Below are 15,261 nucleotides of genomic sequence, written 5' to 3'. Positions count from 1 at the left end.
ACAGGAGAGACACATGGGCCGCTTTCACGAAGGCGAACAGGCACTGCAGCGGCGGGTGAGCCCGGTGCTGCAGCAGCGCATGCAGAAGGTTGCCGATGTGGTGCTGCGCGACCACATGCCCGACCAGCATCGCGATTTCTTCGCCCTGCTGCCGACGCTCGTCGTCGGCAGCGTGGACGAGTGCGGCCGGCCCTGGGCCTCGATGCTGGCCGGCCGGCCCGGCTTCGTGCTGTCGCCCGACCCGGTGACATTGCATATTGCCGCAAAGCCGATCGCCGGCGATCCGCTGGAGCGCCATCTGGCACTGGACGCGCCGCTGGGCATCCTCGGCCTGCAGCCCGAAACCCGGCGCCGCAATCGGATGAATGGCCGCGTCAGCGCGCTGGATGAGAGTGGTTTTACGGTGCATGTCGAACAGAGCTTCGGCAACTGCCCGCAATATATCCAGGCCCGCGCGCCGCGCCTGGTCGGCGCGCTCGGCACGCCACCGCGCCAGATGGAAGTGGCGCAGCTGTCGCCGCGCGCCACGGCGATGCTGAACAGTGCCGATACCGTTTTCATCGCCACCCATGCGGCCAATGAAGGCGTCGATGTCTCGCATCGCGGCGGCAAACCCGGCTTCGTCAAGGTAGAGCAGCGCGAGGGCGCCACCGTGCTGACCCTGCCGGATTTCCGCGGCAACAATTTCTTCAACACGCTGGGCAATATCGCGCTCAACCCGCGTGCCGGCCTCCTGGTGGTGGATTACGCCACCGGCGACCTGCTGCAGCTGACCGCCACCGCCGAGATCATCTGGGACGGGCCGGAGGTGGAGGCCTTCGAGGGTGCACAGCGCCTGCTGCGGCTGCGGATGGAATGCGGCCAGATCATCGAGGGCGGGCTGCCGCTGCGCTGGAGCGAACCGGCCTATGCGCCGCAGCTGATCGAAACGGGCAGCTGGGCGGCCGGCTAATCCCCCGCCGCCGACAGCACGGCCACCGTCTCGCCGGTGACCTTTTCTTCCTCTTCGCGCGCCTGCTGCTGCTTCTGCCACAGCGCCGCATAGAGCCCATCCTGGGCCAGCAGGGCATGGTGACGGCCGCGTTCGGCGATGCGGCCCTCCTCCAGCACGATGATCTCGTCGGCATCCACCACGGTGGAGAGCCGATGAGCGATAACTAGCGTGGTGCAGCCTTCGGCCGCGGCCGCAAGAGCCGCCTGGATCTCGCGTTCGGTATGGGTATCGAGCGCCGAAGTCGCCTCGTCGAACACCATGATCTTCGGGTTCTTCAGCAATGCGCGGGCAATCGCCACGCGCTGCTTTTCGCCGCCTGACAGTTTCAGGCCGCGCTCACCCACCATGGTCTGCATGCCGTCTGGCAGGCGGGAGATCAGGTGATCGAGCTGCGCCAGCCGTGCCGCTTCGGCCACATCGGCATCCGAGGCACCGACGCGGCCATAGCGGATGTTGTAAAGAATCGTGTCGTTGAACAGCACGGTATCCTGCGGCACGATGCCGATGCACTGGCGCAAGGACAGTTGCGTGACATCGCGGATATCCTGACCGTCGATTGTAATGGCGCCGCCCTGGATGTCGTAGAAGCGATAGAGCAGGCGCGACAGCGTCGACTTGCCGGCGCCCGAAGACCCCACCACCGCCACCTTGGCACCGGGCGCGATGCGGAAGCTGACGCCTGACAGAATCTCGCGGCGCGGATCATAGGCGAAGCGCACATCGGAGAATTCGACCTCGCCGCGTTCGCAGACCAGCGCCGGTGCCGCGGGCTTGTCCTGGATTTCCTGCGGCACGTCCAGCAGCTTGAACATTGCCTCCATGTCGATCAGGCCCTGCTTGATCTCACGATAGGCGAAGCCGAGGAAATTCAGCGGTAGGTAGAGCTGGATCAGATAGGCATTGACCACGACGAGATCGCCCAGCGTCATGGTCTTGTCGCGCACGCCCAGCACGGCAAGGCTCATCACCGCGATCAGGCCGACGGCAATGATGGCGCCCTGGCCGAGATTGAGATAGGCCAGCGTGGTCTGGCTTTTCACCGCGGCGCGCTCGTAGCGCATCATCGCATCGTCGTAGCGATCGGCCTCATGGGCCTCGTTGGTGAAATACTTCACGGTTTCATAGTTCAGCAGGCTGTCGATGGCCCGCGTATTGGCGCGCGTATCCTCGTCGTTCATCTGGCGGCGGTATTTGGTGCGCCATTCGGTGATCGCCAGCGTGTAGAGGATATAGCCGCCGATGGTGGCAACCGTGATGACGGCAAAGGTCCAGCCATACATCCACCACAACACGCCACCGACGAGTGCGATCTCCACCAGCGTCGGCACGATGTTGAAGGTCATGAACTGCAGCACGAACTGGATGCCCTTGGTGCCGCGTTCAATCACGCGGGACAGGCCGCCAGTCTGGCGTTCCAGATGAAAACGCAAGGACAGCGCATGCAGGTGGTTGAAGGTTTCCAGCGCCAGGTTGCGGATGGCGGCCTGCGCCACCTTGGCAAACACCGCGTCGCGCAATTCGCCAAAGCCCTGCGCCAGCATGCGGGCGATGCCATAGGCCAGCACCAGGCCGAGCACCGCACCTATCACCAATTGGTCCAGCGCGATGCCCTGGTCGAGCAGATCGAGCGCCTGCTTGAAGAAATACGGCACGGTGACATTGACCAGCTTGGCCAGCATCAGGAAGACGAAGGCGATCACCACCCGGCGCCGCAGGTCGGGACGGCCGGTGGGCCAGAGTCGCGGAATCAGCAAGCTGGCTAGCGATTTTCTCAAGGTGGTCATGGCTGGGCGGGCCTGCGGGGCTGGACTAGACTGGCGGGACGTTTGGTGCTTGCCGGGTCGATGCTTGTTTGCAGACCGCCCCGAGCGTATCGTTTGGCCCCCAAACTATACTGAATTTTCTTTTTCCGGCAGGGAGCAGTCTGATGAAAGTGGTGAGCTTCGTCCGCAATGGCAAGAGCTCGTATGGTGTCGTCGTTGGCGATGGCATTGTCGATATGGGCGCCAAACTGGGCGCCAAATACCCCGATCTGGTTGCGGTGCTGAAGGCCGGCGCGCTCGCCGAGGTGGAAGCTGCGGCCAAGGGTGCGGCTGCTGACCTGCCCTACAAGGGTACGACTTTGCTGCCGGTTATCCCCAATCCGGGCAAGATCGTCTGCGTCGGCGTCAATTATGACGAACACCGCCGCGAGATGGGCCGCGAACCGCCGGGCCATCCCACCATTTTCGTGCGCTTCCCGGAAAGCCAGGTTGCCCATGACCAGCCCCTGCTGAAGCCTGCCGAATCCGACAAGCTGGATTACGAAGCCGAACTGGCCGTGATCATCGGCAAGACCGGCTACAAGGTGTCGGAAGACGATGCCTTCAGCATCGTCGCCGGCTACAGCTGCTACAACGACGGCTCGGTGCGCGACTGGCAGACCCATACCGGCCAGTTCACCCCGGGCAAGAACTTCAACGCCACCGGCGGCTTCGGCCCGTGGATGGTGACGGCGGACGAAATCCCCGATGCCCAGGCGCTCGCAATCCAGAGCCGCCTGAACGGCCAGGTGATGCAGTCCTCCAACACCGAACTGATGACCTTTAACATCCGCAAGATCATCAAGTATGTGACCACCTTCACGCCGCTGCAGCCCGGCGATGTGATCGCCACCGGCACGCCCGGCGGCGTCGGCACCAAGCGCAACCCGCCGGTCTACATGAAGGATGGCGACATCATCGAGATCGAGATCGAGAAGGTCGGCCTGCTGCGCAACCCGGTGAAGAACGGGTAAGGCGGCCACTTCCAGTCTGAAATCCGACAGGGCGGCGCTGGAAACGGCGCCGCTTTCTTTTTTACCGTCATGCCCGCGAAAGCGGGCATCCCATTTTGATGGCACGAAGCAAATGGGACCCCGGGTCAAGCCCGGGGTGACAGCCAATGTTTATTTCACATCCTTGCCGACCGCATCGGCCACGCTGCTGAAGCCATCCCGCTTCAGCAAAGCCGCCAGCTCGCGCTTGATGCGGCCGACCAGGCCGGGGCCTTCATAGACCAGCGCCGAATAGAGCTGCACAGCCGCGGCGCCGGCGCGGATCTTGGCATAGGCCTGCGCCCCGGACGCAATGCCGCCGACACCGATCAGCGGAATCCGCCCCCCGACAAAGCCATACAGCTGTTTCAGCACCGCCGTCGAATGCTCAAACAATGGCTGGCCCGACAGGCCGCCAGTTTCCTTCGCATTGCCGCTGCGCAGGCTATGCGGCCGGGCAATCGTGGTGTTGGTGGCGACGATGCCATCGAGGCGGAATTGCAATGCCAGTTCAGCCACCGCCTGGATGTCTTCATCGGCGAGGTCGGGCGCGATCTTGACCAGCAGCGGCGTCTTCAGCCGGTCATGCAGTGGCTGCAGACGCGCCAGTAATGCAGCCAATTCCTCGCGCCCCTGAAGGTTCCGCAGGCCCGGCGTGTTGGGCGAGGACACATTGACGACGGCGAAATCGACCAGCGGCGCCAGGCGCTCATACGATATCGCGTAATCGCCGGGGCGGTCGGCGCTGTCCTTGTTGGCACCCAGATTGGCGCCGACGATGCCAGGCCGGCCCTTGCGCGCCTCAAGCCGCCGCGCGGCAGCCTCCAGCCCATCGTTGTTGAAACCCATGCGGTTGATCACCGCGCGGTCTTCGGGCAGGCGGAACACGCGCGGGCGCGGATTGCCCGGCTGCGGCTTCGGCGTCACACCGCCGATCTCGACGAAGCCGAAGCCGAGCCGCAGCATGGCATCGGGCACTTCGGCATTCTTGTCAAAACCGGCGGCCAGCCCGACCGGATTGGGCAGCCGTTTGCCGAACAGCGTGGTTGCCAGCAGCGCCTCGTCGGTGCAGGCCGGTGGCAGGGGGGCATGGCGCAGCAGCTTCAGTGTCAGGCGATGCGCGGTCTCGGCATCGATATTGCGCACCAGCGGAAAAACCAGATTGCGATAGAGGCTCATCGAACGGTCTCCGGAGCTTTCAGCGCCCGCGTTTCGACCGGCGCGCCGGCGAGCAGAGGATAGGCGGTTTCGCGCATCAGGCTGGCCTGATGCAGCGGCGCATCGATCCGCAACGGCAGGGCCGCGACCTGCGCCGCGAAATCGGCCGGGAAATCCTCCGGACGGGCATAGCGCGCCAGCGTCATGTGGATCATGTCGTAATCCGGCGTGCCGCCCGGTGGCTGCGGCACTTCCGCCTCCATCATGCGGCGGAGCGTCCAGACCGCCTCGTCAGGCTCGGCCATGGCGATGATCGCGGTGGAGGTCGCACGCAGCTGGCGGAAGCGCAGCGTGGTGGCAACCTGCGTATCACACCAGCGGCGGAAGACCGAAAGTGCCAGATCGCCATGGATCGCCCACCAGGCATCCTTGTCGAACTCCGACCGCACCGGCGCGATGGCATAGAGCGAGAGATGGAAGGTCTCAGCCGGCGCCACCAGCAGATGGTCGGGCGAACCGGCGATGGCGGCGACCTGCCGGACCGTCTGCACGCTCTGTTCGCGCGATACGTCATCAAGCAGGTTCATCACCGTGTAGGAAATCAGCGGGCGCGCCCAATGGGGGTCGCGGATGAAGCCTGTACTGCTCACGCCATGTCTCCCGGGAAGATATGGCGGCCGGTTGCGCTGTCGAGCGGCAGCGTTTCGACGCGATACACGGCCGTCACCGGCAGAACGCCATAGAGATGCGGGAAGAGATCGTCGTTGCGGGACTTTTCCCATTTCAGCGGGGACATCAGATCATCATCGCGCACGAACAGCAGCAGCAGGTCGGTCTTGCCGGCATAATGCCTGGCGGCGGTCTCGGCGGCCTGCTTCGCAGTGGAGAAATGAATGAAACCGTCGCGGAGGTCATGGGCTGTGCCGCTGAAGGCGCCGGCGGCCTGCGCCGCTGCCCAGTCGGTTTCCGAGATGATGCGGTAGATCACGGTCATGATTTTAGGCATATCACGCTTTTATCGGAGCCGGAATTTTCCGGCCTGCCGAGCCTTGGGAACTAAAGGAAATCATTGCTTGTTGCGCCTCAACAATAGAATTCCACCATCGTACCAATAAAGAAGGACTGTTGAAGAATCGACGGGCAATAAAACAGGTACGTCCCATCGACTTCCGCACATCACTTTGTAACCTCCATCGACACGATAGGCATACTCATCGCGCTCGATCCGATGCAACGAGGCTAACTTTGGTGGCTGAGTGCAATTGAAGAAAGAAAGAACTGGCAGCGGTCGCGACTTAGTGCCTTTTATCCAGCTGATACCATCTCCCCGAAACTCTATAACCGCTCCCATATATTGAGCGTCATTTGGCAGCAGGGCCTGAACGCCGCTTTCGTCGACCAGGCGCACCCCACGCACGACCCATTTCCCTAACATGTTCGAATATTGAAAGTCGGCTGCAAGAGCTGTAAACGGCATTAGCAAAGCGGCCACAATGATCAGTATATGCTGCATGATTCCTGACTATCCTGTCGTACCGGTGTCATAGCTTATACGACTCGAATCATCTCGTCTTCCCCGCCGTCTTCTCGAAGCTGCGCAGCCCGGCCATGCCAAGCATGGCCAGCACCAGTTCGAACAGGCTGTCGGTATGGATTTCCGGCGGCTTGAGGCCGGGCGACCACAGTGCCGCCGCCCAGAGGAACAGCGGATGACCGAGATAGGCCCAGCCGACGCCGGCGGCACAGATCCAGCCCACCGCCGGGCGCCAGCCGGCAACAAACACCGAGCGGTGCGCCGCCTCGATCTTGTTCAGCTCGACCTGCAGTTCGGCCGGATGCTGACGCAGCTTTTCCAGCACCGCCTCGGCCTGGGCGCGCTCGGCATCGGAGGTGAAGAGTTTATCGAAGACATTCCCGATCGCCTCAATGGGTGAGGCGATATTGGCAACCAGCAGCTTGTCGAGCATGGTTGGCTCTCCCTAGTCGATATCGTTGTAGAAGGCATGCTGGCCGATCACCGCGCAGGGTGTGCGGCCCCTGGCCCAGTCCGGCGCGCAATCAAGCGCGTGATAATGCGTGGCGCCGAAGGTGTAGTCGGGCAGGATGCCGGCGAGCGCATCGGTGGCGACCGACAGCGCGGTGGCATAGGCGCGGTCGCGGCCATCGACTGCCAACAACTTGACGCGGTTGGGATCGGACTCCAGCCAGCAGGAAAACTGCCAGGGCTTGAGACAGACCTCGGCAATGCTGCGGCCCCACCAGCCGGGCCGGGAGGCGCGGTTGCAGATCACCGAGGCCACGCCGCGCATGCCATCGCGGCCCTCCCCCCTGGCCTCGCCCCAGAGTGTACGGGCCAGCACATCCAGCGCGAAGGCGCGGTCGCCATAGCCGGCAGCCCGGCCGGAAAAATTATCGATACGCATGGCGCCCTCCGTTGAAAATCCGTTCAGTCAAACGCGCACCGGCTGATCGAGCTTGGCCTCGATGCGCAGCAGGTGTTCGGTCAGGCGCGTCTCGACATCCTTCAGATAGGCGATGGAGGCATAACGCTGCGCGACATCGAGCTTGAAATCCGACAGCGCCGCGCGTGTCGCACTGATCGCTGCGCGATGCTCGGTCTGCATCTGGTGCATGGCCTGTTCGAGCCGCTCGCGCTGCTGCTGGGTCAGCCAGAACAGGCCGCCAAGCGCCGGCAATTCGACAGCACTGAGCCACCACATCAGGTCAATCGCGATCTGGGTATTCATGCGAACCTCCTAGAGTTCGAAATCAGTCTGGGCCTGATGCTGCGCCGCGCCGCTACGCCAGTCGGGCAGGCCCGGCCGTGCCGGCAGCAGGCCGAAGCGCACCGGTTCGCTGAGCAGACAACCGGAAACGGCATCCAGGCCGTCGTCCCGACTGCGGCCATCGGGCCGCCATTCGCGCATCTCGGCAAAAAAAGGAGTATCGGCTACGCTCTTGTGCGCCTGCAGGGCACCGGCAGCGAGCACGACATCAAAGGCCTCCAGAATGCGCACGGACTTTGACTTGCGGCTGTTGCATTCGATCACGCCGGCGCCGCAATCGGCTTCCACCAGGGCACGGCGCAGCAGGCCGGGCAGGAATTTGCCGATGCCATTGGTTTCCAGCCGCACCGCCGGCAGATGCAGGGCCTTGATGAACTTGGCTGCCTGGGCGCAGAGCTGGCTGGCGGCATCGCTGCTGCTGGCCGCATCCTGTTCGAGCCAGCGGATGCCGTGCAGCCAGTAGCCGCCTTCGGCATCGCCGAAGACGGCGGCAATCACACTGCCATCGCCATTGCGCGGCGCGCCGAAGGCCGGATCCCACCAGCAGCTGACCGAGACCATGCGCTTGCCCTCGATCTGCAGCAGCATGCGGTCGCCGCTCAGATGTTCGACCTGCAGCGCACCGTCATACAGCGGGATACGGCCGGGATCGAGCCGGGCATCCTCGGTAGAGGTCGGCTGCAGCAGCATCTGTGCGGCAAAGCGCGCCGGCCCGGTGCGGCGGCGGATGCTGTCGAGCCGTTCGCGCGGAAAACGCTCGGGCCAGCGGCTGTTGTCATTCTCGTCCAGTACCGGCAGTTCGAGGCGATGGAAGCCGGCGAGGAACGGCGCGCTCTCGCCGATCTCGCGGCGCGGCACCAGTGCGTAGATCGAGTAATAGCTGTGCGGCGTGCCGGCATAGAGCTGGGTGCCGTCGGGCACCAGTACGTAATCGATCTCGGCGAGGCGTGCACGCAGGTCTTCGCGCTTCTGCGGCGTGTCGCTGGTGGCCGGCACCTCGACATCGTCGCAGAAGACGATATCGGCACGGCAGCCGGTGATGTTGCCGCTCAGGCCCCGTGCCAGCATGGAGGGGTCGCGCCATTCCGCCGTGCGGTTGACGGTGAACTGCTCGGCCGCCCACTGGTCGCGCGCCGGCGGCTTCAGACCACGGGTGAAGGGATGGCGCTCGATGATGCGCTTGACATTGCGCACCATCTTGCGCGCCAGCGTCTGCTCGGCGGCCAGTACCAGGATGCGCAGGTTGGGATCGCGCAGCAGAAGCCAGGCGGCAAACAGCCCGACCAGAGTCGACTTGCCGGCATCGCGGAACACCAGCAGCAGCAGCTCGCGTTCGCCCTCCAGCCAGCAGCGCTCGAGCCAGGCGATGATCTCGGCATGCAGCGCTGGCGTGTCGAGACGCTGGCGCCGGTTCCAGATCTGCACGAAATCGGCAAAGGAAATGCCGGCGGCCAGGCTCGGTGGCAGCACCGGGCGCGGTTCGAACTCACTCATTCCGGTCGCTCATCCAGGGGCGTCCTGGCCGCCGCGATCATCGCCTGCAGGCCGTCGGCATCGATTTCATCGCCGACCGTTTCTCCTGCAATGGCACGATCATGACCCAGCAGCTTGCGCAGCAGGGCGATATGGGTCAGCAGCGTCTTGCCGGTGGCATGGCGCAGGCCCAGCGCACGGTCATCTTTTGACACCTCTGCCTCGACTGGCAGACCGTCATAGAGATCGAGCACGGCATCGAGTTTGCGCGTCGCAATCTCGCGGAAGCGCAGGTCGGGATTGTTGGCAGTCATGGCTTACTCCCAATGCACCAGCAGGGTGGCAAACAGCAGCAGAACGGTGGCGCAATCACTCAGGGGCAGGGGAACAGTCATGCAGCGGCCTCTGCCGCATAACTCACGCGGATGCCGGAGCGGAAGGCCTCGGCGCGTGCGACACAGGTGGCACTATCGCTGGCCAAAGTGATGAAGCCAGGCGCGACACCGGCCTTGTCGAAACCCTGGGCTGCAGACGCACAGTCGGCCGCCGTCAGGCGCAGCGGCAGGATATGCGACGGCAATGCCGGATGCTCGATCATGGCAATCTGTCGTAGCGGCTCGCCATGCAGCAGGTCGACAGCCATCGCCGCTGCCGGCATGGCGCGCTCGAAGGGTGTATCGAACAGCAAGGCAGCCAGCATATGCGTGTGCCAATCCGGGTCCGCACAGCCCATCACCCAGTCCCAACCCGTGGTGATACGGATGTTGACATCGGTGAGATGAAATCCTTCCGGGCCTCTGATACCCTGTACGTTTAATAAGGTGCGGCCCCAACCGGGCATCTGCCGCCGCATCAGCTCTATCCGCGGCAGGCGGTCGGCCAGTACGGCCGCGGCACCGTCATGATAGCCACTGCGGCGCCAGCGCCGGTCGCCATGAGTCATGGTGTCCGGCTCGAAATCGCCATAGCCTTGGTAAAGGATATGAGCGCGTGTCGGCGTCAGCATCAGCGTCGCGCTTTCAACGCGATCGCTGTCAAGCGCAGCCTGCAGTACGGCCGGACCAAGTGGCGTGGGACAGCGCTGCTCGGCAAAAAAGCTTTCGGCATGGCCTTCCTGTTCCAGCCAGTGCAGAAACGCCGGCGCCGTCGGGAAGCGACGATAGCCCCAGGGGCGCGGCGACCAGCTGCCCGCCGAACGCGTCGGCTTGACGATGATGGCGCCGGCATAGGTCCAATTGCGGATGTCCGCAGCGGTCAAAGGCAGACATTGCGGCAACAACGGCAGGTCAAGCACGCGGCTGAGCGCGGGGATACCGGTGGCCTTGTCGACCAGATGCGCCGTCAACGCTGCCGACAGGCCACCGCTGCGACCGCGCTCGTTCAACATGGCGGCCGCCACCGCCAGCGCATCGCTGCAGGACAGCACGAATAGCGGGTCATCCTGGCCGGCTGCCGCCATGGCATGATCGACATGGTTGGCAATGATCGTGCGCGAGCTTAGGCCAAGCTTTTCGGCGGCGACGGAGAAATGCGCAGCCTTGTCCTGACTCTCGCGGCTCGGGGCGGCGAGCAGAAGCAGGGCGCGCTTCATGCTGCCGTCTCCAGGCTGAGGGGATCAATCACCGTCATGACCTGCGGCAGACCATCACGCCGCGGCGGGCCGTCGATCTCCACCAGCACGAGCCGGGTCAGCCAGTAAAGTGCTGCTGCGAAGACCGCGAGATTGTGCCAATAACTGTTGTCGCAGGCCTGCGTCCAGAGATCGTTCTCGAGGAACAGGCAGGCGCCCTGGCAGAGCGGCAGCACCGGACAGCTGCGGCATTCCTCGCGCACCGACCAGTGATAGGCGGTGTCGAGGCGGATATCCTGTATGGCCTCGACATGGCCGATGCGATGCTTGGTATCGGCCGACATATTCTGGCAGGTCAGGGCATTGCCCTTGAGGTCAACGGCCAGCCGCCCCGGGTCGTCCATGCCGCATTTCTGGCCCAGCGCCACCGCCGGCTTGCCCTCGGCCAGCTGGCGGAAAAAGCCGGTGATCTTTTCGCGGATGGTGTTCACTGCCATGGATTCACCACGCACAGCCTCCCAGAACACAGACTCGAGAAAAGCACGACCATCGCGCTCGCTGCGCAACGACAGCCGCAGACCGCCATCGTCATACGGCAGCATGACCTCTTCGGTGGCCATCGGAATGCTGTGCTCCGGCACGCCAAGTTTCGCCGCGATATGACGCCGCACCGCCGTCAGTGACATGTTGCGCCGGTGCAGCACGGCATTGAAGCTCATGCGACCCTGTGGCGCGAAACGGTCGAACAACAACCGCAATGCGGCGCGCTTATGTTCGTCTTCCAGCGGATCCGGGCCGCGATATTTCATCGCCGGTCCGTCATGGCTGATGCCAATGCCGAAGCCGAGACGGTCCAGCCAGTCGATCTTGTCTTCGTCCAACAGCGAGCCGTTGCTGACAATGCCGAAGCTGCTCTGTGGAAAGCGTGTGCGCAGTGCCTCGGCCAGGGGCTTCAGCGTCTTCCAGTAGGCAAACGGCTCCCCACCCCAGAATTCGATCCGTTGCGGCTCGCCCTCGAGCCAATCCGGCAGCTTGGCGAGGAAATTCTCGACATCGGCGGGATCACCCTGGCTGTCATGCGGCTGGTGCGCCTGGCTGCAATACTGGCAGCTGTAGTTGCATTTCAGCCCAAGCTGTATCTTCAGCACACGAACGGCACGCCGCTTGCCCGCAGGTGTCGCCGGGCTGACCGGATAGGCCGGTGCCCAGACCTGTGATGCTGCATAGCTTGAGCCAACACCGCTGAGATCAAGCGGGGTGCCATCCTCCCAGCAGAGTCGCGACTCCTGCGGCGACCACAGGGCAATGCGGCGATGACCCTGCGGTCCCGCCAGGGCCAGACGATAAAGCGGCAGCATGCTGCACTCCTGGGCAGAAGAGATCAGATAATGGTGATGATCTTTTCGTCGGCGCCGCTGTAATGGCGCCAGCCGACTTTCAACTTGACCCGATCACCAGGACTGAGCCCGAATGCACAAAATGGAAATGTCGCAATGCCATTCTTGATCTCGACCTGCCGATACGGCAGGTAGCCGGCATTCGCTTCAAGATAAACGCGGACCGTCACATCATCGACAAGAGCGTCGGTATTCTTGCTATACAGCTCGATGGCATAGTCCGCCTTCGCATCGGCAGTGATAGAATCGGGACCGGAAAGGCGTAGCGATGGAAGAAGAGCCTTTAGGCCATAAGAGCTCTCTAATCCTTGTGAACCGACCAATGATTTAATTACAGACACTGTCTTATAGTTTTCAAAATTATGAATGCATCCGAAATTTCCGTTGTATCTCAATACGAACGTGCAATCGCTAAAATCTAATTTTGCAAATGGAACATATATCTGCATTAGATTCGTCTCGCGGCGAGACATCATAAGAAAATTGCGGTGCTGCTTGCTTGAATGGGTTAATACATGCCGGTTAAACGGCATTGACAACGAGCCATCACGCTTAGCATTGAATGACCAAATGGCAAAATCAGACCAAGCTGATGAGCCAACAACTAAATTATTAATTGCAAAACCAATTTGGCTAACTGGTTTCAGATATAAATTACTGTCCCTCACATTACCGGTATACCTTCCTCCTAAGGCTTCGACCGGAATCCAATAGCTATCTCCAGACTCTTTCAGCCCATTCGTATCTGAGTCTATTTCAAATGGCTCCACGTGTTTGTTGTACAAATCAATTGCATCCGAAACAGGAATAACCGACGCAATAGGGGCGTTTTCAGAGAGTATCCACGTTCGCAAAGTTATTTGTGTTTTTCCGATCTTTGCCTCTACGACAAATGGCAGTGATAGACCACCCCAGAGAAAGTGGCGTTTGGGAAAGTAAGAGCTCATTGCGTCCTCCGCTCACTTACAATTCCAGCAATTTGCACAATCGCAATTGCAATTGCAGTTACAGTTGCAGTTTGAATAACAGTTGGTTGGACCGCAGTTGCAGTTCTTCCAGTCGCGACGCTGCACGTCGAAGCCAACCTCTGTTCGCAGAAAATAATAGGATCCGTAGATCCGCTCGTTGGTCTGGCTGAGCGGCTGATTTGTCGTGGCTGAGCCACCAGCAAAGTCATAGCCCGGGTTGACGTAGGATAATCCGAGGCCCCAGCTCCACCAGTTGGCATTGGGCATGCTCCATGCCGTGTTGCTCTGGCAATTGCCATTCGGAATGGTGCCGGCGCAGTTGGCAACCTGCTGTTCGAGATACAGCGTTTCCCGGGTTCGATGCAGAATCGCATCGCCGATATCCTGGCCGCCCGCAAGCAGGAACCCGGTGGCAAGCGGCGTGGTGCCGGCACTTTGGATGCTCGGCACGATCAGCGGCCCGGTCATCGTGTCGCCACTTCTGGCGACAAAGTCATCCGGCGGAGTCTGCCAGATCACATCGCCATCACTCGACGAGGCCTTGGCCAACAGCTGGCCCGTACTGCCTCCCTGCGGCACACCGATACCTGGCGCGCCATCCTGACCCGGCGCACCTTGCGGGCCCGCCGGACCCTGCGGACCGGTCTCGCCCAGCGGACCCTGTGGGCCGGTGGGACCGGCCAAACCTGTTGCCCCCTGCGGACCCGGATCTCCTTGCAGTCCATGGGCTGACAACAGCGACCAATGTGCTGCATCCTCCGGCGGCGCCACGATGCTGCTGACTGCATCGATGCAGATGTAGCTGCTGCCATCGGCCTGCACGGCGTCATCGACGGCATAAGCGGTTGCTGCCAGCCAGCCGCCACGCCAGGTGAGGCCGCGCGGACCCTGGGCACCGGTGGCACCGACAGGCCCCTGGATACCCTGCGGTCCTGTCGGCCCCTGAAGCCCCTGGATACCCTGCGGACCGATCGGACCGGCTTCGCCGCGACCAAAATAAATTCCATCCGACCAGTCGCCCGCGGTGGCGCTCAGCTTGAAGAACAGCTGCCCGACATCGGCAGCGAGAAACGCAAAACCGGCAGCGGCGGTGTCATGGCTGCTGCGCTGCGCATACGTGCCGACATCATCCGGCGTGAAAGACTGTCCCGCCTCCCCCTGACTGCCCTGGATGCCGGCCGGGCCCTGCAGGCCCGCTATGCCCTGCGGACCCTGCGGACCATACGGGCCGGGTGGACCAGGATCGCCCTGCGGACCCGGCGGACCGCCAGCGCCCTGCGTGCCCTGCGGTCCGGTTGCACCTTGCGGTCCGATCGGACCGATATCGCCCTGTGGACCGCGCGGCCCGACCGGACCGGCAGGAATCGTACCTTCGCCGATCAATGTCGGCTGGCCCTGCGCATCGAAGCCCAGCACACGATTGGCCCGCGCGCCGGGCGCAATGGTGAAGGCTGGCACGCCTTTGAAATCGGCCTCCGGCGACAGTCGCACCGCGCGGGCCGCTTTTTCGTCGACCTGCTGGATCAACCGCGTCAGCCGTTCGAATTCGGCATTCAGTGCCTCGGCACGCAACACGCCGCCTTCAGAGAACTGCGCGCCGCCACCGAGGCCAAGAATGCGTGCAATGGTGACGCGCTGACCTGGGGCAGGCGGATTCGCAGCAAAGGCAACAGAGCCGCCACCAGCCGGGGTCAAGGTGGCGGTGAAATCGGTGCGCACCGCATCGTCGATCCAGACATGCAGCTCGGCCGGTGTGCTGACCGGGAAAAGAAAACCGAAACTCTGCTCCACACCGGTGGCGATGTGCTGCACGCGTGGCGTGAGGGAAGATGCTGTCATATCCTGTCTCCGCGATAGTGATGGCTAGAACCAGCCGGCCTGACGGCCGCTGCTGATGATGCTGGCGCCGGATTTGGCAATTGACGCCGCATTGGCAAATGAATCTGATTTGGATGAGTTTTTGAGCAGGTTGAGCTGCATGCTGTCCTGCAGGCTGCGAATGCTGCGATCGATCTTGTCGTCGATATCCTGCTTTTCACGTTCGCTTTGCGACAGCAGGTTATCGAACACGGCATCGCCGGACCCATCGCTGCTGACACCTGCACCGGCAAAAGCCGCGCG

At 62.6% G+C, this 15,261-nt stretch carries 17 protein-coding genes; 2 read left to right on the top strand and 15 right to left on the bottom strand.

Annotated features, from left to right (window positions below; translation table 11 throughout):
- Window positions 1-13: 13 nt before the first annotated feature.
- Entirely contained in the window at window positions 14-952 is a 939-nt protein-coding gene (locus AAG799_RS09000; RefSeq protein WP_341895490.1) for a pyridoxamine 5'-phosphate oxidase family protein, read from the top strand.
- On the opposite strand, the gene AAG799_RS08995 is transcribed toward AAG799_RS09000, so the two are convergent.
- Complete coding sequence (locus AAG799_RS08995; protein ID WP_341895489.1) at window positions 949-2,778, bottom strand: ABC transporter ATP-binding protein/permease; 1,830 nt, start codon at window positions 2,776-2,778, stop codon at window positions 949-951. The genes AAG799_RS09000 and AAG799_RS08995 overlap by 4 nt on opposite strands.
- A 143-nt stretch (window positions 2,779-2,921) precedes the next feature.
- On the opposite strand from AAG799_RS08995, the gene AAG799_RS08990 reads away from it, so the two are divergent.
- Window positions 2,922-3,770 (top strand): fumarylacetoacetate hydrolase family protein, encoded by an 849-nt coding sequence (locus tag AAG799_RS08990; RefSeq protein WP_341895488.1) that lies wholly within the window; start codon window positions 2,922-2,924, stop codon window positions 3,768-3,770.
- A 150-nt stretch (window positions 3,771-3,920) separates the two neighbouring features.
- Here AAG799_RS08990 and AAG799_RS08985 read toward each other — a convergent pair whose 3' ends face one another.
- From AAG799_RS08985 to AAG799_RS08920, 14 genes are all read right to left on the bottom strand, one after another.
- Window positions 3,921-4,967, bottom strand: coding sequence for a quinone-dependent dihydroorotate dehydrogenase (locus AAG799_RS08985; RefSeq protein ID WP_341895487.1), 1,047 nt, complete (start codon window positions 4,965-4,967; stop codon window positions 3,921-3,923).
- Entirely contained in the window at window positions 4,964-5,596 is a 633-nt protein-coding gene (locus AAG799_RS08980; RefSeq protein ID WP_341895486.1) for a hypothetical protein, read from the bottom strand. Before AAG799_RS08980 ends, AAG799_RS08985 begins: the two co-directional genes overlap by 4 nt.
- Entirely contained in the window at window positions 5,593-5,940 is a 348-nt protein-coding gene (locus AAG799_RS08975) for a DUF952 domain-containing protein (protein WP_341895485.1), read from the bottom strand. The genes AAG799_RS08980 and AAG799_RS08975 overlap by 4 nt, the downstream gene beginning before the upstream one ends.
- 72 nt (window positions 5,941-6,012) lie before the next feature.
- Window positions 6,013-6,459 carry a hypothetical protein gene (locus AAG799_RS08970; RefSeq protein ID WP_341895484.1) on the bottom strand — a complete coding sequence of 149 codons (447 nt, stop codon included), beginning with the start codon at window positions 6,457-6,459 and terminating at the stop codon, window positions 6,013-6,015.
- 49 nt (window positions 6,460-6,508) lie between these two features.
- Window positions 6,509-6,913, bottom strand: coding sequence for a 3TM-type holin (locus AAG799_RS08965; RefSeq protein ID WP_341895483.1), 405 nt, complete (start codon window positions 6,911-6,913; stop codon window positions 6,509-6,511).
- Window positions 6,914-6,925: 12 nt separating this feature from the next.
- Window positions 6,926-7,369 (bottom strand): cell wall hydrolase, encoded by a 444-nt coding sequence (locus AAG799_RS08960; RefSeq protein WP_341895482.1) that lies wholly within the window; start codon window positions 7,367-7,369, stop codon window positions 6,926-6,928.
- 27 nt (window positions 7,370-7,396) lie between these two features.
- Window positions 7,397-7,693, bottom strand: a complete 297-nt coding sequence (locus tag AAG799_RS08955) for a hypothetical protein (protein ID WP_341895481.1) — start codon at window positions 7,691-7,693, stop codon at window positions 7,397-7,399.
- A gap of 9 nt (window positions 7,694-7,702) precedes the next feature.
- On the bottom strand, window positions 7,703-9,226 hold the full coding sequence (gene terL / locus AAG799_RS08950; protein WP_341895480.1) for a phage terminase large subunit: 1,524 nt from the start codon (window positions 9,224-9,226) through the stop codon (window positions 7,703-7,705).
- Window positions 9,223-9,519 carry a hypothetical protein gene (locus AAG799_RS08945; protein WP_341895479.1) on the bottom strand — a complete coding sequence of 99 codons (297 nt, stop codon included), beginning with the start codon at window positions 9,517-9,519 and terminating at the stop codon, window positions 9,223-9,225. Before AAG799_RS08945 ends, terL begins: the two co-directional genes overlap by 4 nt.
- A gap of 77 nt (window positions 9,520-9,596) precedes the next feature.
- The gene (locus AAG799_RS08940) at window positions 9,597-10,796 is read right to left on the bottom strand and encodes a hypothetical protein (protein WP_341895478.1); all 1,200 of its coding nucleotides are present in this window, start codon (window positions 10,794-10,796) and stop codon (window positions 9,597-9,599) included.
- Window positions 10,793-12,133, bottom strand: a complete 1,341-nt coding sequence (locus tag AAG799_RS08935; RefSeq protein ID WP_341895477.1) for a radical SAM protein — start codon at window positions 12,131-12,133, stop codon at window positions 10,793-10,795. The genes AAG799_RS08940 and AAG799_RS08935 overlap by 4 nt, the downstream gene beginning before the upstream one ends.
- Window positions 12,134-12,156: 23 nt before the next feature.
- Window positions 12,157-13,119, bottom strand: coding sequence for a hypothetical protein (locus AAG799_RS08930; protein ID WP_341895476.1), 963 nt, complete (start codon window positions 13,117-13,119; stop codon window positions 12,157-12,159).
- A gap of 12 nt (window positions 13,120-13,131) precedes the next feature.
- Window positions 13,132-14,979: a hypothetical protein gene (locus tag AAG799_RS08925; RefSeq protein ID WP_341895475.1), complete on the bottom strand. Its 1,848-nt coding sequence runs from the start codon at window positions 14,977-14,979 to the stop codon at window positions 13,132-13,134.
- Window positions 14,980-15,003: 24 nt separating this feature from the next.
- Window positions 15,004-15,261 (bottom strand): hypothetical protein (locus AAG799_RS08920; RefSeq protein WP_341895474.1); only part of this gene is annotated, 258 nt, incomplete at its 5' end.

The sequence above is a fragment of the Ferrovibrio terrae genome, assembly GCF_943371255.1.
In the GTDB taxonomy this organism is placed as follows: Bacteria; Pseudomonadota; Alphaproteobacteria; order Ferrovibrionales; family Ferrovibrionaceae; genus Ferrovibrio; species Ferrovibrio terrae_B.
Note: the sequence above shows the minus strand (reverse complement) of the source record. Positions and strands in the feature narration are given on the sequence as shown.